The 17,963-nt window shown below is 73.4% G+C and carries 16 protein-coding genes; 7 read left to right on the forward strand and 9 right to left on the reverse strand.

Going from position 1 to position 17,963, the window contains the following annotated elements; translation table 11 throughout:
• Positions 1–131 precede the first annotated feature (131 nt).
• From serS to ACFYML_RS23940, 3 genes are all read left to right on the forward strand, one after another.
• Entirely contained in the window at positions 132–1,418 is a 1,287-nt protein-coding gene (gene serS / locus ACFYML_RS23930) for a serine--tRNA ligase (RefSeq protein WP_387422758.1), read from the forward strand.
• A gap of 284 nt (positions 1,419–1,702) precedes the next feature.
• A complete protein-coding gene (locus tag ACFYML_RS23935) occupies positions 1,703–3,202 on the forward strand; it encodes an alpha-amylase family glycosyl hydrolase (RefSeq protein WP_387422761.1) in 1,500 nt (499 codons plus the stop codon).
• A 102-nt stretch (positions 3,203–3,304) separates the two neighbouring features.
• Entirely contained in the window at positions 3,305–4,228 is a 924-nt protein-coding gene (locus tag ACFYML_RS23940; protein WP_387422763.1) for a L,D-transpeptidase, read from the forward strand.
• Between the two features lie 6 nt (positions 4,229–4,234).
• Here the strand turns inward: ACFYML_RS23940 and ACFYML_RS23945 are convergent, their stop codons facing one another.
• The 5 genes from ACFYML_RS23945 to ACFYML_RS23965 form a co-directional block, all read right to left on the reverse strand.
• The gene (locus ACFYML_RS23945; RefSeq protein ID WP_387422764.1) at positions 4,235–4,858 is read right to left on the reverse strand and encodes a response regulator transcription factor; all 624 of its coding nucleotides are present in this window, start codon (positions 4,856–4,858) and stop codon (positions 4,235–4,237) included.
• A gap of 73 nt (positions 4,859–4,931) precedes the next feature.
• Positions 4,932–6,059, reverse strand: coding sequence for a sensor histidine kinase (locus ACFYML_RS23950; protein WP_387422765.1), 1,128 nt, complete (start codon positions 6,057–6,059; stop codon positions 4,932–4,934).
• Between the two features lie 33 nt (positions 6,060–6,092).
• On the reverse strand, positions 6,093–6,899 hold the full coding sequence (locus ACFYML_RS23955) for an ABC transporter permease (RefSeq protein WP_387422766.1): 807 nt from the start codon (positions 6,897–6,899) through the stop codon (positions 6,093–6,095).
• Between the two features lies 1 nt (position 6,900).
• The gene (locus ACFYML_RS23960; protein WP_387422767.1) at positions 6,901–7,839 is read right to left on the reverse strand and encodes an ABC transporter ATP-binding protein; all 939 of its coding nucleotides are present in this window, start codon (positions 7,837–7,839) and stop codon (positions 6,901–6,903) included.
• Between the two features lie 88 nt (positions 7,840–7,927).
• Positions 7,928–9,379 (reverse strand): MFS transporter, encoded by a 1,452-nt coding sequence (locus ACFYML_RS23965; protein WP_387422768.1) that lies wholly within the window; start codon positions 9,377–9,379, stop codon positions 7,928–7,930.
• Positions 9,380–9,490: 111 nt separating this feature from the next.
• On the opposite strand from ACFYML_RS23965, the gene ACFYML_RS23970 reads away from it, so the two are divergent.
• From ACFYML_RS23970 to ACFYML_RS23980, 3 genes are all read left to right on the forward strand, one after another.
• On the forward strand, positions 9,491–10,213 hold the full coding sequence (locus ACFYML_RS23970; protein WP_387422769.1) for a TetR/AcrR family transcriptional regulator: 723 nt from the start codon (positions 9,491–9,493) through the stop codon (positions 10,211–10,213).
• A 56-nt stretch (positions 10,214–10,269) separates the two neighbouring features.
• Positions 10,270–11,118: an alpha/beta hydrolase gene (locus tag ACFYML_RS23975; protein ID WP_387422770.1), complete on the forward strand. Its 849-nt coding sequence runs from the start codon at positions 10,270–10,272 to the stop codon at positions 11,116–11,118.
• Positions 11,119–11,182: 64 nt separating this feature from the next.
• Positions 11,183–12,328, forward strand: coding sequence for a site-2 protease family protein (locus ACFYML_RS23980; protein ID WP_387422771.1), 1,146 nt, complete (start codon positions 11,183–11,185; stop codon positions 12,326–12,328).
• Between the two features lie 53 nt (positions 12,329–12,381).
• On the opposite strand, the gene ACFYML_RS23985 is transcribed toward ACFYML_RS23980, so the two are convergent.
• Both ACFYML_RS23985 and ACFYML_RS23990 read right to left on the reverse strand, forming a co-directional pair.
• Positions 12,382–13,038, reverse strand: coding sequence for a response regulator transcription factor (locus tag ACFYML_RS23985; RefSeq protein WP_387422772.1), 657 nt, complete (start codon positions 13,036–13,038; stop codon positions 12,382–12,384).
• Complete coding sequence (locus ACFYML_RS23990) at positions 13,035–14,183, reverse strand: sensor histidine kinase (RefSeq protein ID WP_387422773.1); 1,149 nt, start codon at positions 14,181–14,183, stop codon at positions 13,035–13,037. The genes ACFYML_RS23985 and ACFYML_RS23990 overlap by 4 nt, the downstream gene beginning before the upstream one ends.
• 109 nt (positions 14,184–14,292) lie before the next feature.
• On the opposite strand from ACFYML_RS23990, the gene ACFYML_RS23995 reads away from it, so the two are divergent.
• Positions 14,293–15,783 carry a hypothetical protein gene (locus ACFYML_RS23995; RefSeq protein ID WP_387422774.1) on the forward strand — a complete coding sequence of 497 codons (1,491 nt, stop codon included), beginning with the start codon at positions 14,293–14,295 and terminating at the stop codon, positions 15,781–15,783.
• Between the two features lie 20 nt (positions 15,784–15,803).
• Here the strand turns inward: ACFYML_RS23995 and ACFYML_RS24000 are convergent, their stop codons facing one another.
• Positions 15,804–17,042 (reverse strand): FAD-binding protein, encoded by a 1,239-nt coding sequence (locus ACFYML_RS24000; protein WP_387422775.1) that lies wholly within the window; start codon positions 17,040–17,042, stop codon positions 15,804–15,806.
• Complete coding sequence (locus ACFYML_RS24005) at positions 17,039–17,764, reverse strand: hypothetical protein (RefSeq protein WP_387422776.1); 726 nt, start codon at positions 17,762–17,764, stop codon at positions 17,039–17,041. Before ACFYML_RS24005 ends, ACFYML_RS24000 begins: the two co-directional genes overlap by 4 nt.
• Between the last annotated feature and the right edge of the window lie 199 nt (positions 17,765–17,963).

Raw genomic sequence — 17,963 nt, forward strand, 5'->3', positions numbered from 1 at the left:
CACCGGCGCCGCAGCGGCCGCGGCGGGTCGATCCCGACCGGCGCCGCCCGGCCCGGGCCGGCCGCACGGGGCCGCGACGGTAGCATCTGAGGGTCCCACCTGACTGCCTGGACGGAGGCGTACGGAGCAGCATGCTCGACATGGAGTTGATCCGGAAGGATCGCGAGGCGGTGGCGACCGCGCTGGCGAAGCGTCTGGATCCCGCCGAGGTCAACCGGGCGCTGGACGAGATCCAGCGGCTCGACCAGGAACGCCGCGCCCTAATCAGCGAGATCGACGCCGAGCGGCAGCGCCGCAAGGCGGAGGCGCGGGCGTACGCGCAGGCGAAGCGGGCCGGTAAGGAGCCGGAGCCGGTTGCGCCGGAGGCCGAGCGCAAGCAGCTCGCCGAGCTGGAGTCCCAGCTGGACGAGGTGCAGTCCCGGCTGCGCGAGCGGATGAGCGAGCTGCCCAACCTGCCCGCCGACGACGTCGTCCCCGGCGGCAAGGAGGCCAACCGGGTCGTCAAGACCTTCGGCGAGCCGCCGGCGATCGAGCAGGTCCGGGACCACGTCGAGCTGTCCCGGGCGCTGGGCCTGGTCGACCACGAGCGCGGCGTGAAGCTCGGCGGCTCCGGCTTCTGGATGTACACCGGCATGGGCGCCCGGCTGGAGTGGGCGCTGCTCAACTGGCTGATCGACCAGGACATCCAGGCCGGGTACGAGTTCCTGCTCCCGCCGCACCTGCTGCTGGACAGCGCCGGGTTCGCCGCCGGGCAGTTCCCCAAGTTCTACGACGACGTCTACCACCTGGACAAGCAGTCCGCCCCGCGCGGCCAGTTCCTGCTGCCCACGGCCGAGACGGCGATCCTCGGGGCGTTCCAGGACGAGATCCTGGACACCGCGAAGCTGCCGCTGAAGGCGTTCGCCTACACCCCGTGCTACCGACGGGAGGCCGCCGGCTCGCACTCTGACGAGCGCGGCACGGTCCGTGGCCACCAGTTCAACAAGGTGGAGATCTTCCAGTTCACCCTGCCCGAGCAGGCGGACACCGCGCTGGCGGAGATGGTCGCCCACGTGGAGGGCCTGGTCGAGAAGCTCGGGCTGCACTACCAGACCAGCCTGCTCGCGGCCGGCGACGCCAGCGCCGCGATGAAGAAGACCTTCGACGTCGAGGTCTGGATGCCGAGCACCGGCAAGTACAAAGAGGTGTCGTCGGTTTCCTGGGGCGGTGACTACCAGGCGCGCCGGGCGGCCATCCGCTACCGGGAGCCGGGCGGCAAGCAGACCCGGTTCGTGCACACGCTCAACGGCTCGGCGCTGGCCACCAGCCGGCTCTTCCCGGCCATCCTGGAGCAGTTCCAGCAGCCCGACGGCTCGGTGCTGGTGCCCGAGGTGCTCCGCGACCGGCTCGGCACCGATCGCCTCGCCCCGGTCCGCTGACCCGCTGACGAGTGCCGGCGGGGGTCGGGCCCACCGACCTCCGCCGCCGCAACCCGAGTACGCCGTAGCCTCCGCGCCGGCTACTCGGCCCTCACCAGGGGCAGCGCGAGTTCCGGGCAGACCTTGACCGCTCCTCGACGGCGTGCGCGTGGCGCGATTCGCAACGACGTATGTCCATACGTTGACAGGTCTTGCAACACGCTTGTAACCTTGCCGGAACTTTCAGGCCGAGCCTGCAAGATAACGGCATCGGCCTCCTCCCCCCGCACCCCTCAGGAGTCCCGATGCATCGACGCCGATGCCGGCAGCAACGGCTCCAGCCCGGCGCGTCCGACGCCGCGCCGCGATCTGGCACCGTCGCGGCGGCCCTCGCCCTCGGCCTGACCGCCGGCCTGCTCGTCCCGGCCGGCGTGGCCGCACCCCCGGCCACCGCGGCCACCCCCGGCAGCAAGAAGGTCATCGTCCAGCTCTTCGAGTGGAACTGGAACTCGGTGGCCAACGAGTGCACCACCGTGCTCGGCCCCAAGGGCTACGGCTACGTCCAGGTCTCCCCGCCGCAGGAACACGTCCGCGGCAACCAGTGGTGGGTCGCCTACCAGCCGGTGAGCCACCGGATCGAGTCCCGCAAGGGCACCCGCGCCGAGTTCCAGGCGATGGTGAACACCTGCCACAACGCCGGCGTGAAGGTGCTCGTCGACGCCGTCGTCAACCACATGTCCGGCCAGGACAACGGCGGCACCGGCTGGGCCGGCACCACGTACGGCCACTACAGCTACCCGGGCAACTACGGCTCGCAGGACTTCCACTACTGCGGCCGCAACGGCAACAACGACATCGTCAACTACAACGACCGGTACGAGGTGCAGAACTGCGAGCTGGTCAACCTGGCCGACCTCAAGACCGAGTCGGACTACGTGCGCACCCGGCTGGCCACGTACCTGAACGACCTGCTCTCGCTCGGCGTGGACGGGTTCCGGCTGGACGCCAGCAAGCACATGCCGGCCGCCGACATCGCCGCGATCAAGAGCAAGCTCTCCCGCTCGGCGTATCTCGTGCAGGAGGTCATCTACGGCGCCGGTGAGCCGATCCAGCCGACCGAGTACACCGGCAACGGCGACGTGCACGAGTTCCGGTACGGCAAGGACCTGGCCCGGATGTTCAACAGCGAGCGGCTGGCGTACCTGCGGAACTTCGGCGAGTCGTGGGGCTACCTGCCCGGCAGCCAGGCGGTGGTCTTCACCGACAACCACGACACCCAGCGCGACGGCGGCGTGCTGACCTACCGGGACCGGGGCGAGTACGCCCTGGCCAACGCCTTCATGCTGGCCTGGCCGTACGGCACCCCGGCGGTGATGTCGAGCTTCACCTACAGCAACCGGGACCAGGGCCCGCCCTCGGACGCCGGCAACAAGACCCTCAACACCACCTGCTACTCGGGCTGGGAGTGCGAGCACCGCTGGCGGGTCATCGCCAACATGGTCGCCTTCAACAACGCCACCCAGGGCGCCGGCGTCGCCAACTGGTACGACAACGGCTGGCAGCACATCGCGTTCAGCCGGGCCGGCAAGGGCTATCTCACCCTCAACGACGAGGATTTCGCGATCACCGGTCGTTCGTACTACGCGGGACTGCCCGCCGGCCGCTACTGCGACGTCATCCACGGCGACTTCAGCAACGGCTCGTGCAGCGGGCCGGTGATCACGGTGGACGGCAACGGCTGGTTCGCCGCCAACATCCCCGCCCACGACGCGGTCGCCATCCACGTCGGGGCGAAGCTGCCCTGACCGGCGCCACCCGCGACGCCGGCTCGGCGGTCCGCGCCGCACCGGAGTCCCCCGCACCGCCATTCGCGGAGCGGGGGACTTCTGTCCACTAAAGTCGGGTTCATGCTGCTTCGTCGACTCACCTCGCGCTGGACCCTCGGCTGGCTGCTCGCCGCGCTCGGCGTACCGCTGCTGCTGGTGACCGCGCTGCTGGTCGGGTACGCGCTCACCGGCGGCCCGGCCCCCACGCCGGCCGGCGCGCCGGGTGGCGTCGCGCCGGTCGACACTCCGACGGAGCCGCCCGCCCCGACCCGGACGGCGGCGGAGTCCGTGCCGCCGGCGGCGCCCGCTCCGGCCGATCTGCCGGTGGTCACGTACGAGCCGGCGCCCGGCGGGTTCCCGGCCGACCCCGGCAGGGGAGACCTCCGGCCGCTGAGCGAGGGGCTGACGCCGAGCCGGCGGGTCGCCGCGTACGACGCGCCCGGTGGCCGGCCGCTGGCCTTCCTCGCCCCCACCATCAGCGGCGTCCCGCTGACCACGCCGATCGTCGAGCGCCGGGCCGGCTGGACCGCCGTGCTGCTCCCCTCGGCGAACCGCCGGATCGCCTGGCTGCCGGCCGGCGGCTGGACCACCGTCGCGCTGCCCGACCAGCTCGTCGTGGAACGCGGCTCGCACCGGCTCACCTGGCACCGGAGCGGCCGGGTGGTCCGCTCCTGGGCGGTCAGCCTCGGCAAGCCCGGCCAGTCGACCCCGCTCGGCCGCACCTTCATCCTCGGCCGCACGCCCCCGCCCCAGTCGGTCTACGGCGGAGTCGACATCTTCGCCCTCGGCGCGATCCCCGACGACCCGGACGCGGTGCCGACCGGGCTGGGCGGCGCCCATATCGGACTGCACAGCTGGTACACCGACGCGACGCTCGGCAAGGACGTCACCAACGGCTGCATCCGGTTGACCCGCAGCGGCCAGCGTCAGCTCCTCGCCGAACTGCCCGCCGGCACCAGCGTCGTGGTGGTCGACCAGCTCGCCACCCCGCCACCGGCCGCCTGAGCCGGCTCACTCGCCGAGCAGCCAGCCGCTCTCCTCGGCGACCCGTACCGCGTCGGCCCGGTTGCGGGCGCCGGTCTTGCCGATCGCCGCGGAGAGGTGGTTGCGGACCGTCCCCTCGGACAGGTGCAGCGTCGCCGCCAGCTCGGCCACCGTGCCGCCGCCCCGGGCGGTCCGCAGCACCTCGGTCTCCCGCTCGGTCAGCGGGCTCGGCCCGGTGGCGAGGGTCTCCGCGGCCAGGGTCGGGTCGACCACCCGCAGGCCGGCGTGCACCCGGCGCACCGCGTCGGCGAGCTGCCGGGCCGGGGTGTCCTTGACCACGAAGCCGTTCGCGCCCGCCTCCATCGCCCGGCGCAGGTAGCCGGGCCGGCCGAAGGTGGTCACCACCAGCACCCGGCAGCCGGGCACCGCCGCCCGCAGCGCGGTGGTGGCGGCGATCCCGTCCAGGCCGGGCATCTCCACGTCGAGCAGGGCCACGTCGGGTCGGGTACGCCGAGCCTCGGGGACCACCTCGTCGCCCCGGCCCACCTCGGCGACGACCGTCAGGTCCGGCTCCAGCGACAGCAGCGCGGCCAGCGCGCCCCGGACCAGCGCCTGGTCGTCGGCGAGCAGCAGCTTGATCGGCTCGGTCATTCGCGCGTCCTCCGCACCCGGGCCCGGCCGCCACCCGCCGCAACCCGGTCGTCCATCGCGAACCCGCCGCCCATCAGGACCCCGCCGGCAGGGCGACACGCAGCAGGAAGCCGCGTCCGCCGGGGCGACGGCCAACGGTGACCGTGGCGTCCAGTCGCCGTGCCCGCTCGCGCAGCCCGACCAGCCCGTGCCCGGCCGCGCCGGGCTCACCGACCGGCCCCCGGCCGTCGTCGCGGACCTCCACGGCCGAGCCGTCCACCCGGACCTCGCACCGCCGCGCGCCGCTGTGCCGGACCACGTTCGTCACCCCCTCGCGTACCGTCCAGCCGAACAGTTCGTCCCGCTCCGCCGGCAGCGCCGGCACCGTCTCCGGCAGCTCCGCGACGATGCCCGCGGCGGCGAGCGCCGAGCGGGCGCCGGCCAGCTCCGTCGTCAGGCGCACCTCGCGGTACGCCCCGACGGTGCCCCGCACGTCCGCGAGGGCCTGCCGGGCCAGCCGCTCCACGTCGGCGATCTCGGCGGCGGCCCGGGCCGGATCCAGCTCCAGCAGCCGCCCGGCCAGCTCCGCCTTGACCGTCACCACGGTCAGCGAGTGGCCGAGGATGTCGTGCAGGTCGCGGGCGGTGCGGGCCCGCTCCTCGGCCACCGCGAGCCGGCGGATCTCCTGCTGGGCGGCCTGGAGTTCGGCGTTGCGCTGGGCCAGCCGGGTCACCCCGAACATGGCGAACGAGGCGAGCAGGACGGCGAACACCACGGTGCTCTCGGCCTCCCAGCCGGGCACCAGGGCGGCCGTGACCGGCGGGGTCACCGCGGCGAGGAGGACCACCACGACCGCCTCGCGCGTCGGCAGCAGGAACACCGCCGCCGCCGCGACGAAGACGAGTGTGGTGAGCCAGTCTCCCGAGGTGCCGGGGATGCCGGCCAGCCCGAGCCCGAGCAGCAGCGCCAGGGCCGCCCAGGCCCGGCCGCGCGGGACGCCCAGGTGCACCCGCCGACGGTTCCGCGCCCACTGGAAGACGCACACATAGCTCACGCCGAAGGCGACCAGGGTGGACGCGCCCAGCACCCGACGCCAGACCTCGGGCTGGTGCAAAGCGGTGAGCAGCGGGATGTTGAGGAAGAAGAGCCAGACGGCGGCAAGCAGCCAGCCGGTGACCCGCCAGTGGGTCCTCGGCTGGCTGCCTTCCGACGGCAGGTTCACGACGAACACGCTAACCTCCGCCCTCGGGACGGTTCAGACGCGGCTGGTGTCGCGGCGGAACAGCCGGGCCGCGCCGAGGCCGAACACCGCCGTCCAGGCGACCAGGTTGGCGACCGACGCCCAGTCCAGGCCGTCCCCGGTCAGCGGGGCCCGGGCGAGCTGGCCGACGCCGTACACCGGGGTGAACTTGGCGATCTCCTGGAAAGCGTGCGGCAGCATCTCGAGCGGGACGAAGAGCCCGCCGAACATGGCCAGGATGGCCAGGACCGGGCCCATGAACTGCATGACGTTCTCGGCCGGGGCGAGGTAGCCGACGAAGAGCCCGAAGGCGGCGAAGACCAGCGAACCCGCCCAGGCGGCGAGCCCGGAGAGCAGCCAGATGTCGGCCGGCAGGCGTACGCCGGCGACGGCACCGACCGCGAACTCGACCAGCACGCCGGCCAGGCCGAGCACCATCGCGGTGGCCACCTTGATCGCCACGTACGCGGCCGGGCGCAGCGGGGTGAGCCGGAGCTGGCGGCTCCAGCCCAGCGCCCGCTCGGTGGCGACCGCCGCTCCCGCGCTGGTGGTGGCGACCATGGCCGCGTACACGGCGAGACTGATCATGATCCAGCCGGCGACCGGGCGGCCGTTGGGCAGTGCCTCGCCGCGCTGGGGCAGCCCGAACAGCAGGAAGAAGACCGCCGGCATGACCAGCGTGAACATCAGCGTACGGCGGTTGCGCAGCACGCGGCGGATCTCGATGCCGAGCACGGCGGTGGAGAACCCGCCCAGGGCAGGCGGACGGCGGTCGACGGGCCGGGCCGGCGTGGTGGTGGTGGAGGAGGCGGCGACGGTCATCTCAGGCTCCGATGGGCTGCGCGGAATCGGCGGTCAGGGTGTCGGCGGCGCGGGTGTCGGTGGTGAGGGCGAGGAACGCGTCCTCGAGGTTGCGGGAGGTGATCTCGAGGTCCCGCGCGGCGGTGCGGGTGAGCAGGTGCCGGGCGACGGTGTCCGAGTCGTCGGTCCGCACCAGCACCGCGTCACCGCGTACCTCGACCGCCTGGACGCCGGGCAGCGCGGCGAGCGCGGCCTGGTCGGCGCCGGGGAGGGTGGCTCGGACGATCCGGCCGGCGGCCAGGTTCTTGATCTCGGCGGTGGTGCCGTCGGCGACCACCCGGCCCTGCCGGACCAGCACGATCCGGTCCGCGTACGCGTCGGCCTCGTCGAGGTAGTGGGTGGCGAAGATGATGGTCCGCCCGTTCCGGGCGTCGGCCCGGATGGCCTGCCAGAAGTCCCGCCGCCCCTCGACGTCCATCCCGGTGGTCGGCTCGTCGAGCACCATCAGGTCGGGATCCGGCAGCAGCGCCAGGGCGAAGCGCAGCCGCTGCTGCTGGCCGCCGGAGCACTTGCCCACCGGGCGGTCGGCGATGTCGGCGATGCCGGCCCGCTCCAGCACCTCCGCCACCGGACGGGGCTGCGCGTAAAAGTGCGCGGTCAGCCGTACCGTCTCGGCGACGGTGAGGTCCTTGAGCAGGCCGCCGGTCTGCATCACGGCGGCGATCCGGCCGAGCCGGATGGCGTCGGACGGCGTGCCGCCGAAGACCCGGACGGTGCCGGCGTCCGGGCGGGCCAGCCCGAGCAGCATGTCCACGGTGGTGGTCTTGCCGGCGCCGTTGGGGCCGAGGAAGGCCACCACCTCGCCCGGCTCGACGCGGAGGCTGAGCCCGTCGACGGCGGTCACCGGGCCGAAGGTCTTGGTGAGTCCGGCCAGCTCGACGGCCGGTGGGATGTCGGTCATGACAAGGATGCTCCGGGGAACGGCTGGGCCGTCCCCGGAGCGTCCGTCATCTTCCACCCGTGACATTTGTCAGGGCGGTGGACACCGGTCAGTGCGCGCCGCCCTCGCGGGCCCGGCGCGGCAGCAGGAACGCGCCGACGAAGGTGACCACCAGCAGACCCAACTCCGCGCCCAGGGTGATCTCCACGGCCGGCTGGACGCCGTGGTCGAGACCGCTGAAGAAGACCGTGCCCAGCACGGCGACGCCGAGCGCCCCGCCGAGTTGCTGGACGGCGGTGAGCGTCCCCGAGGCCGAGCCGGTCTCGGACTCCGCCACCCCGGAGAGCACGATGTCGAAGAACGGCGCCATCACCAGCCCCATGCCGAAGCCGACGGCCAGCAGGGCGGGCGCCATCCGCCACGGGCCGACCGTGCTGCCCGTCGCGGCCAGGGTGAGCAGCAGGCCGGCGACCCCCGCGACGACCACGGCGAGGCCGAGGTGGATCAGCCGCCGGCCCAGGCGCTGGGCGAGGCCGGCGCCGGCGAGCACGAAGGCGACCACCATGCCGAGCGCCTGTGGGACGCCGGCCAGCCCGGCGCGCAGCGGCGACCAGCCCAGCCCGACCTGGAGGTAGAGGCTGAAGACCAGCGAGAAACCGGTCAGTGCGGTGAAGAAGGCGAGGCCGGCGACCAGGCCGCCGGTGAACGCGCGGCGGTGGAACAGTGCCGGCACCACCAGTGGATCCCGGCCGGACCGCTCGCGCCGCACCTCGTACCAGGCGAAGAGGGCGAAGACGGCGACCGCGCCGGCCATCATGGCGAAGGTCCACGCGGGCCAGTCCCGCTCCCGGCCCTGGACCAGCGGGTAGACCAGCAGGAACGCGGCGAGCGAGACCAGCCCGACGCCGGGCAGGTCGAGCCGGCTGGCGTGGCTGGCGCGGGACTCCGGCAGGAATCGCAGCGCGCCGGCGGCGGCGAGCAGGCCGAGCGGCACGTTGATCAGGAAGATGGCCCGCCAGCCGGTCCCGGCGAGGTCGGCGTCGACCAGCCAGCCGGCGAGGATCGGGCCGCCGACCGCCGAGATCCCCATCACCGGGCCGAACGCGCCGAAGGCGGCGGCGAGCTGGTGCGGCGGGAACATTTCCTTGATCAGACCGAGGCCCTGCGGCAGTAGCAGCGCGCCGAAGAGCCCCTGCGCGACCCGGGCGCCGATCAGGGTGCCCGGGGTGCCGGACAGGGCGCACAGCGCGGAGGCGGCGGTGAAGCCGAGCACCCCGAGCAGGAACATCCGGCGGCGGCCGTACAGGTCGCCGAGGCGGCCGCCGGTGACCAGACCGACGGCCATGGCCAGGGTGTAGCCGGCGCCGAGCCACTGGATCAGGCTGGTCGACCCGCCCAGGTCGGCGCGGATCGCCGGGCCGGCGAGGTTGGTGACGAGGGCGTCGAGGAGGTCCATCACCTCGGCGGCGAGGATCACCGCCAGGGCTGCCCAGCGCCAGCGGTGACCGGTCTCCGCCGGCCCGGCGCCGTCCGGCGCGAGGGCCATGGCCTGATGCGACATCGATACTCCCAAAGACGAGCGAACGCTGTTCGTTGACGAACAATGTTCTATCAACGAACGATGTTCGCAGCAAGTACGATGTTCGGGTCCCCCCGGATCTGGAGGTCATCCGTGAGCGAACCGCCCAGCCCGCCCTGGCGTACCCGCCCCAGGACCCGCCCCGCGAAGCAGCCGCTGAGCCAGGGCGCGGTCGTCGACGCCGCGCTCGCGGTGATCAACCGGGAGGGGCTGGGCGGGCTGAGCATGCGGCGGGTGGCCCAGGAGCTGGGCACCGGCCCGGCCTCGCTCTACGCCCACGTCTCCGGCAAGGAGGAGCTGCTCGAGTTGCTCGTCGACCGGGCCAGCGCCGGCATCTCCGTACCGGCACCGGACCCCGAGCGGTGGGCGGAGCAGATCCGGGACGTGGCCCGGCAGGCGTACCGGGTCTACGCCACCCACACCAACCTGGCGCTCGCCTCGCTGGCCACCATCCCCACCGGCCCGAACTCGCTGCGCGTCACCGAGGGCATGCTCGCCATCCTGCTCGCCGGCGGCGTGCCGCCCCCGCAGGCCGCCTGGTTCCTCGACCGGCTCTTCCTCTACATCGCCGGAGACGCCTACGAGGGCGCCCTGTACGCGGAGAAGATCCGCGCGTCCGGGCAGGACCGGGCGACCTACTGGAGCCGATTCTCCGCCCAGTTGCGGAGCTACTACCTGAGCCTGCCCGCGAAGTCGTACCCGAACATCCGGCGGCACGTGGACGAACTGCTGGCCGGCGGCGGCGACGAACGCTTCGCCTTCGGCCTGGACCTGCTGATCCAGGGCGTCGCCGGGCACGTCCGGGCCGGTGACTGACCGCCGCCGGGCCGGGTAACCGCCGGGCCGGGCAACCGCGACACGGGGAGGTCACCATGGCGGCACCGACGGGACGGGTCGACACGATCGTGCTGATCCACGGGCTCTGGATGACGTCACGCAGCTGGGAGCACTGGGCCGACCGGTACCGGGCGCGGGGCTTCCGGGTGCTCACGCCGGCCTGGCCCGGCATGGAGGCCGAGGTCGAGGAGTTGCGGGCGGACCCGACGCCGATCGCCGGGCAGCGGATCGCCGACATCACCCAGCACTACGTCCGGATCGTCCGGGAGCAGCCCCGGCCGCCGATCATCATGGGGCACTCATTCGGCGGCCTGATCACGCAACTGCTGCTCGACCGGAAGCTCGGCGCCGCCGGGGTCGCCCTCCATCCCGCCCCGGTCAAGGGCGTGCTCCGGCTGCCGCTCAACACGCTGCGCTCAGCGTTCTCCATCCTGCGCAGCCCAGCGAACCGAAACCGCGCGGTGCCGTTCACCAGGGAGGACTTCCGGTTCGCCTTTGGCAACACGCTGAGCCCAGAGGACTCGGACCGGGCCTGGGAGCGGTACGCCGTACCCGGCGCCGGCCGCGTGCTGTTCGAGGCGGCGTTCGCCAACCTGGACCCGGACGCGGTCACCGAGGTGGACAAGAGGCGGGAGAACCGGCCCCCGCTGCTGCTGACGGCCGGGGGCGCCGACCACGTGGTGCCGCCGTCCGTGGTCGTGGCCAACGTCAACCTCTACCGGGGCTCGACCGCGCTGACCGGATTCCGCTGCAACCCCCACCGGTCGCACTTCGTCGGCGGCGAGCCGGGCTGGGAGGAGGAGGCCGACTACGCGCTGGAATGGGCGGTCGAGGCGGCCAACCAGTTCTCGCCGACCGTGGTCAGCGAGGCTCCCCCGCACTGAGCTCCACAACCTCGGGACGTCCCCCTGCTGGCATAGATGCCCTCGTCAGGGGTATGACCGAGCCATGAGGGCGAGCTTCCGGCTTGGCCGGATCGCGGGCGTACCGATCGGGGTCAACTGGAGCGTCCTGGTCATCTTCGTGCTGATCGCCTGGGCGCTGGCGGCCAGTCTGTTCCCCCGCTCCTACCCCGGCCATTCGGCCTTCGCGTACTGGGTGGCGGGGCTGGCCGCGGCGGTGGTCTTCTTCCTCGGCCTGCTCGCGCACGAGGTGTCCCACTCGGTGATCGCCAAGCGCAACGGGATCGAGGTCGAGGACATCACGCTCTGGCTCTTCGGCGGGGTGTCCAAGCTGAAGGGCGAGGCCCGGGACCCCGGTGCCGAGCTGCGGATCGCCGGGATCGGGCCGCTGGTCAGCCTGCTGCTCGGCATCTTCTTCGGCGTGATCGCGTTGCTCGTCTCGCTCGCCACCGGGCGCGGCCTGCTGGTCGGCGCGCTGTCCTGGCTGGCCGGCATCAACGTGCTGCTGGCGATCTTCAACGTGCTGCCGGCCGCGCCGCTGGACGGCGGACGGCTGTTGCGTGCGGTGGTGTGGCGGGCCACCGGCGACCGGACGAAGGCATCGGTGGTGGCCGCCCGGGCCGGCTGGGGGCTCGGCATCGTGCTGATCGCGGTCGGGATCTGGCAGTTCTTCCGGGGCGCCGGGGTGGGCGGACTCTGGCTGGCGCTGATCGGCTGGTTCCTGATCGGGGCCGCCGGAGCAGAGGAGCGCCAGGCCCGGATGGGCAGCGCCCTGCGCGGGGTACGCGTCGCCGACGTGATGACCCCGCAACCGCAGACCGCCTCCGGGGAGATGACCGTCGCCGACTTCGTGGACCACTACCTCTTCGCGTACCGGCACTCGGCGCTGCCGCTGACCGAGGACGGCCACCCGGTCGGCCTGGTGACCCTCGACCGGGTCCGGGGCATCCCGGCCGACCGCCGCGAGTCGACCACCCTGGGCGAGGTGTCCTGCCGGGCCGGGGAACTGGTGCTCGCCTCCCCGGACGAGCAGCTCACCGACCTGCTCCCCCGGCTCAACCAGTGCGCCGACGGCCGGGCCCTGGTGGTGTCCGACCAGCGGCTGGTCGGCATCGTCTCGCCCAGCGACATCAGCCGGGCCGTGCAGCGCGGCAGCATGCGCGAGCAGACGACCGGTGGGCGCACCGGCTGAAACCGGCGCTGGAGACCGTCGGGCGGTCAGCCCGGGCCCAGCTGGCCAGGACCTCAGGCGAGCCGATAGCCGACGCCGGGCGTCGTCGTGATGACCGGCGGTTCGCCGAGTTTGCGGCGTAGCCGCCCGATTGTCACCGTAACCGTGTTGGTGAACGGGTCGGCGTGCTCGTCCCAGACCTGCTCCAGCAGTTGCTCGGCGCTGAGGAAGCCAGGGCTCGCCGACATCAGCGCGTGCAGCAGAGCGAACTCCTTCACCGAGAGATCGAGTTGCCGGCCGTTGCGGGCGGCGGTCCGGCGTACCGGGTCGAGCTCGATCCCGGCCGCGCGCAGGATCCGCGGACGCGCGTCCGGCTTGCGGCGGGCGAGTGCCTGGATGCGCAGGATCAGCTCCGGAAAGTGGAACGGCTTGGCGAGATAGTCGTCCGCGCCGAGCGCCAGACCACTGACCCGGTCGCCGGGAGTTCCGGCCGCGGTCAGCATCAGCACCATCGGCCGGTCCGGCCGTTCGGTGATCATCTGGCACAGCACGTCGCCGGGCAGACCGGGCAGATCGCGGTCCAGGACCACCACGTGGTAGGCCGCGAGGTCGAGCTTGGCGGCGGCGGACAACCCGTCGTACGCGAGGTCGACGGCCATCCCCTGATCGCGCAGGCCCTCGGCGACCACCTCGGCCAGCGACCGCGCGTCCTCGACGACCAGGATTCTCATGCCGTCGCCGGGACGGGAAGCGCGACGAACGGCAGCGCGATCGAGACCTGCAGGCCGCCCTGCGGCCGAGCGCGCAGGTCGAGCCGTCCGCCGTGGGCCGCGGCGATCGCCGCCACGATGGACAGCCCAAGCCCGGCTCCGTGCTCGGACCCGGTGCGGTCGGCGCCGAGCCGCTGGAACGGCTGCGCCAGCCGGTCCACGTCCCGCTGGTCGAGCACGCCCCCGCCGGTCTGCACGACCAGCCGGACCGCTACGCCCTCCCGCGAGGTCGCCACGCGGACCCAGCCGCCCGCCTCGTTGTGCGTCACGGCGTTGTCCACGACGTTCTCCACCAACCGGGACAGCAGCGCGGCATCTCCCCGGGTGGTGCCCACGCCGCGCGGCAGGTCCCCGGTCACGCTCAGCTGTTTCGCACTGATCTCAGTGGCCCGGTCGGCCAGCGCCTGCACGACCAGTTCGGCCACGTCGACGTGAGCCGAGTCGCAAGGTGTGCCGTGCTGCGCCCGGGCCAGCACCAGCAGGCCGTCGAGCAGCCGATCCATCCGATCCACCTGCGTACGCAGCCGGTCCGCCAACGCAACGGTCTGCCCCGCCGCGTCGGGCTTGGCGACCGCGACGTCCAGCGACGCCCGGATCGTCGCCAACGGCGTACGCAGCTCGTGCGAGGCGTTGGCGGCGAACCTACGTTGCGCGGCGAACGACGTCTCCAGCCGTTCCAGCAGCCCGTCGATGGTGTCGGCCAGGTCCTTCACCTCGTCCGTCGGGCCGCTGACGGCCAGCCGCTGGTCGAGATTGTCGGCCGAGATGCGCCGGGTCGCCGCGGTGATCAACCGCAGCGGGCGCAACACCCGCCGGGCCAACGCCCGGCCGACCAGCAAGGAGACCGCAGCCAGCACGACCAGCGCCAGCAGCGAGCCGACGAGCATCTGCCGGGAGTGCTGCGCGTTCACCTCGGCCAACTGGGCTTGCAGGTCGTGGATGCGCTGCCGGGCCTCGGTCAGGCTGCCGTCGGCGGTCGGCTGTTGGCCGGGTACGGGCGCGACGCTGGTCACCTTGCCGCCGGAGAACAGGTAGGCCAGGACCAGCAGCCCGATACCGGACATCAGGAACACGACGCCGTACAAGAGCGTGAATCGCAGTCCCACTGTCCCGCTGCGTAGCCTGACCATGGCACCAGCATGCCCGGCCGCGCCTAACAGCGGTATGACGGACGCGGTTCGGGCCGGGTTAGGCCCGCGCCCGTACAACCAGGGCATGTTGCGCAGAGAACTCCTCCACCGGGAGTGGAGGTCCTTCCGTCGCCCCGGCCGGCTGATCGCCCTGGCCGCCGCTGCCCTCGCCGTGATCGCCCTCGGCCTGCTCGCCGCCCTGGGCAACCACTCGTCCTGTGCGGGGCCGTGCCCCACCACGCCGACCGCCGCGGACGGTTCCGTCGTCAGCGACCGGTTCTGGTTCCTCCACCGCGACCTCGGTCGCGACGGGGCCATCACCGTACGGATGACCTCGATGACCGGCACGATCACCTATCCGCCGCCCGACCACGACCAGATCGTCTCCGGCCTGGTGCCGTGGGCGAAGGCCGGGATCATCGTCAAGGACGGCCTCCGGCAGGGCTCCGCCTACGCGGCGCTCATGATGACCGGCAGTCACGGCGTACGGATGCAGTACGACTACCGGCACGACATCGCCGGAAGCACCGGCACCGTTTCGCCGCAGTCCCCGCGGTGGCTACGCCTGACCCGGTCCGGCGACACCATCACGGGCGCCGAGTCGGCCGACGGCCAGCAGTGGCACACCGTCGGGACGGCGACGCTGAGCGGCCTTCCGAACACCGTGCAGGTCGGGATCTTCGCCACCTCCCCGGGCGACCTCACGTTGCGCCGGGTCGGCCTGGGCGGCGCCGTCGAGGAGGCCCGCTTCACGCAGGCCACCGGGGTCTTCGACCAGGTCAGCCTGGCGGGTGCGGCCAGCGGCGGGTGGCGCAGCGAGGCGGTCGGCGAGATGAACCACACCGACTGGGAGAAGTACCACAACGCGTCCGGCGCGGTCGAGAAGGGCGGTGCGTTCACGGTGAGCGGGACCGGCGACATCGGCCCGGGCAGCGGCGAGGGCGCCCGCACCGCCGAGAGCACGCTACCCGGTCTGGTGATCGCGCTGATCATCGTGCTCGTCGTCGCCGCCCGATTCGGTGCCCGGCCAGGCTCGCCGCCGTCGACCGGCCGGGTCGTGGCCGCCGGAGCGGTCGTCGTCGGCGCCGCGAGTCTCGTCACCGGGCTCGTCGCCGTCGGCGTGGTCCTGCCGGCCGGCACCGCGATCCTGCGCGGCAACGGCATCCCCGTACAGCCGATCTCCCTACTGACCGGTGCGCGGGTCGTCGTCGGGGTCGCGGCAGCGCTCGCGCTCTGCGGCATGCTCGCCTACGGACTCGGCGTCCTGCTGCGGCGCCGCTGGGCAGCCGTCCTCGCCGCACTGGCCCTCGTCGCCCTGCCCTACGCGGCGACCGCGGTCCCGCTGCTACCCGACGCCGTGTCGCAATGGCTGCTGCGGCTCACCCCGGCCGCGGGCTTCGCCGTCCAGCAGACGGTGGTGGAGTATCCCCAGGTGCTCGCCCACTACGCGCCGTCCGCCGGGTACTACCCGCTCCCCGGCTGGGCCGGCTTCGCGGTGCTGTGCGCGCATGCGCTGGCCGTGCTGTGGCCGGCCGTGGGCCGTCAGCCGCCCGGCCAGGCGACGGACTGGCGATAGCGCGGGTGGGAGGCTCGCCGTCACCGGGGGCCGCGCGGGAAGTAGCGGTCGAGCTCGTCGGTGCGGAACTTCCCGGCCGGGTCGAGATCGGCCAGCAGCGCACGGAAGTCGTCGTACCTGGGGTAGTCGGCGGCCGGGTTCCGGACGAAGAGCTTGCCCCAGTGCGGGCGCGGGGCGAAGGGCGCCAACCGCTCCTCCAACTCGGCGAGCACCGGGGCCACCCGCGCCGCGTCACCGATCCAGGTGAAGTGGATCGCCAGGCTGTCCCGGTCGTGGTTCGGGCTGAGCCACAACCCGTCCGCGGCGACCGTACGCAGCTCGCAGACCTGGAGCACGGCGGCGATCCGCTCGGCGGCCGGGTCGAGCGCGGCGAGCGCCGCGGCGGCCGAGCCGCGGGGCAGGTGCCACTCCGACTGGAGTTCGTCACCGCTGCTCGGGGTGAAGCCGAGCCGGAAGTGCGGCAGCCGCTCGTGCCACGGCCCGGGCGCACCGAACTGGGCGGTGCAGTGCTCCGCCGGCATGCCGGGCACCGGGTGGCAGGGCGCATCGGCGGCGATGGTGTCCAGCCAGTCCGCCGGGGGTGGCGGCGCGTCGGCCCGCTGTTTGAGCCACACCTGGTCCAGCCGGGACGAGCGCCAGCCGGTGAACACGCTCACGCTGTACGCCGCGTCGCAGGCGGCGTCGAGCGCCGCGCGGGGCAGGCCGAGCCGGACGTACTGGCGGATCTGGAAGGCGGGCACCACGTCCAGGGTGAGCCGGGTGACCACGCCCAGCGCGCCGAGGTTGACCACCATCCCGGCGAACCTCGGGTCCGCGCGGTCCACGGTGAGCAGGTCGCCGTCGGCGGTGACCAACTCCAGGGCGGCCACGGCGGTGGCGAGGTTGCCGTGGGCGGCACCCGAGCCGTGGGTGGCGGTGGCGACCGCGCCGGCCACCGAGATGTGCGGCAGCGAAGCGAGGTTGGCCAGCGCGTAACCCTTGGCGTGCAGGCGGGTGGCGAGGTCGCCGTAGCGCAGGCCGGCGGGGACGGTGGCCGTGCCGCGGTCGCGGTCCAGCACGACGGTGGGCGGCAGCCCGGCCAGCGAGACCAGTTCGCCGGTGGTGTCACCGAGCCGGTTGAAGGTGTGCCCGGTGCCCACCGCCCGCACCCGGTCGGCCCTGGCCACCAGCCGGCGCAGTTCGTCCAGGCTGGACGGCCGGTGGCGGGCCCGGGCGGCGTACCGCACGTTGCCCGCCCAGTTGCGGCCGGCGTCGCTCACGCGGTGGTCTCCCGGTCGGTGGTGGGTTCCTCGGCGAGGGCAGCGTGGAGCGCGCCGAGCGCGGCGTCGACCTGGCCCATGTCGTACCCGCGCAGCCCGACCGGGATGCCGGCGGCCCGGGCCTGCTCGATCTCCGCGCGGACGGCCCGCCGCTCGGCCGGGCCGCCCCGGGCCAGCGCGTCCTGGGCGCGGCCCACCAGCTCGTCGACCGGCGCCGTCCCGTAGCCGCGCAGGGCGACGGTGAACGCGATCTCCGTCCCGGGGAGCTGGGTGGCCACCGGGGTACGGGCGTCGGTGAACCGGCCATCGGAGTACCGGGTCAGCGCCGCCGCGACCTCGTCCGGGCTCTCGCGTACCTGGGTGAGGTGGAGGAGCTCGACGGCGGGCCGACCGTCGCGCGGGTGCCGCGCGGTGGTCCGCAGACCCAGGCCGACGGCGGGCACCCCGACCAGCCTCCCCCGGTCGTCGAGAGCGAGCCCATCGAAGTACTCCCAGCGGTACGTCCCGCGCAGGCCCGGGCGGCGCACGTCCAGCCCGTCCGGCCCGATGACGAAGCGGAACGGCCGCACCGCGCCGACCAGCGCCGCGCCGCCGACCACGACGACCCCGAGTGCCGCCAGCATCCGCAGCAGCCAGCCCTCACCGGCGACGAGCACCATCACCCCGCCGAACACGCAGACGATGGCCAGCGGCAGTGTCCCCCGGCTGCGGTGCAGTTCCATGTCGTACCCCCGATCCGACGCCGTCGTCCGGGTGCATTTTCCGCCCACCTGTCAAGGCACGGTTGATCCGGCCCGGACGGGGAACCCGGTGCCGATGACCAGCCACCGCGACCCTGCCCCCATCCGCCGCCCGGAGGTGCGCCCGGCCGCGGCGAAGCTCGACCCGACCGGCGTGGGCCCCGGCCCGCTCGGCGCCGCA

Origin of the sequence: Micromonospora sp. NPDC007230, from assembly GCF_042869115.1 — a bacterium.
Lineage (GTDB): Bacteria > Actinomycetota > Actinomycetes > Mycobacteriales > Micromonosporaceae > Micromonospora.

What these genes read in the sequence shown, in the direction of transcription:
- serS (WP_387422758.1), top strand. Translation starts at nt 132, where the DNA reads ATGCTCGACATGGAGTTGATCCGGAAGGATCGCGAGGCGGTGGCGACC.
- ACFYML_RS23935 (WP_387422761.1), top strand. Translation starts at nt 1,703, where the DNA reads ATGCATCGACGCCGATGCCGGCAGCAACGGCTCCAGCCCGGCGCGTCC.
- ACFYML_RS23940 (WP_387422763.1), top strand. Translation starts at nt 3,305, where the DNA reads ATGCTGCTTCGTCGACTCACCTCGCGCTGGACCCTCGGCTGGCTGCTC.
- ACFYML_RS23945 (WP_387422764.1), bottom strand. Translation starts at nt 4,858, where the DNA reads ATGACCGAGCCGATCAAGCTGCTGCTCGCCGACGACCAGGCGCTGGTC.
- ACFYML_RS23955 (WP_387422766.1), bottom strand. Translation starts at nt 6,899, where the DNA reads ATGACCGTCGCCGCCTCCTCCACCACCACCACGCCGGCCCGGCCCGTC.
- ACFYML_RS23960 (WP_387422767.1), bottom strand. Translation starts at nt 7,839, where the DNA reads ATGACCGACATCCCACCGGCCGTCGAGCTGGCCGGACTCACCAAGACC.
- ACFYML_RS23965 (WP_387422768.1), bottom strand. Translation starts at nt 9,379, where the DNA reads ATGTCGCATCAGGCCATGGCCCTCGCGCCGGACGGCGCCGGGCCGGCG.
- ACFYML_RS23975 (WP_387422770.1), top strand. Translation starts at nt 10,270, where the DNA reads ATGGCGGCACCGACGGGACGGGTCGACACGATCGTGCTGATCCACGGG.
- ACFYML_RS23980 (WP_387422771.1), top strand. Translation starts at nt 11,183, where the DNA reads ATGAGGGCGAGCTTCCGGCTTGGCCGGATCGCGGGCGTACCGATCGGG.
- ACFYML_RS23985 (WP_387422772.1), bottom strand. Translation starts at nt 13,038, where the DNA reads ATGAGAATCCTGGTCGTCGAGGACGCGCGGTCGCTGGCCGAGGTGGTC.
- ACFYML_RS23995 (WP_387422774.1), top strand. Translation starts at nt 14,293, where the DNA reads ATGTTGCGCAGAGAACTCCTCCACCGGGAGTGGAGGTCCTTCCGTCGC.
- ACFYML_RS24005 (WP_387422776.1), bottom strand. Translation starts at nt 17,764, where the DNA reads ATGGAACTGCACCGCAGCCGGGGGACACTGCCGCTGGCCATCGTCTGC.